The following is a 469-nucleotide window of genomic DNA, read 5'->3' as shown; positions in this document are numbered from 1 at the left end:
TGACGGATGCAGCTGGAAATGTAACAACGGTGAACTTTGTGATTGATAAAGTAGCACCAGTAGTAACTGGAGTAACCGAAGGTGGAATGTACAAGGAAAAAGTGACAGTTAGTTTTAACGAAGGAACAGCAAAATTGAATGGAGCTACTTTTACAAGCGGTACGGATGTTATTCAGGATGGAACGTATAAGCTCATCGTAACGGATGCAGCAGGAAATGTAACAACGGTGATTTTTGTAATTGATAAAGTAGCACCAATCGTAACAGGTGTTGCGGATGGTGAAATCTACAAGGAAAAAGTGACAGTTAGCTATAATGAAGGAACGGCAACATTGAATGGAACTGCTTTTATAAGTGGGACTGAAGTCATTCAAGACGGCACGTATAAGCTCGTCGTGACGGATGCAGCTGGAAATGTAACAACGGTGAACTTTGTGATTGATAAAGTAGCACCAGTAGTAACTGGAGT

General features: G+C 41.2%; 1 protein-coding gene. It reads left to right on the top strand.

Features of this window, described 5'->3' with window-relative positions:
• Positions 1-469, top strand: a 469-nt coding sequence (locus BK120_RS34355) for an Ig-like domain repeat protein (protein WP_256711120.1), incomplete at both ends; no start/stop codon positions are given.

This window comes from Paenibacillus sp. FSL A5-0031 (assembly GCF_001956295.1).
Lineage (GTDB): Bacteria > Bacillota > Bacilli > Paenibacillales > Paenibacillaceae > Pristimantibacillus.
The sequence above is the reverse complement of the archived record's forward strand: the minus strand, read 5'-3'. Positions and strand labels throughout refer to the sequence as shown.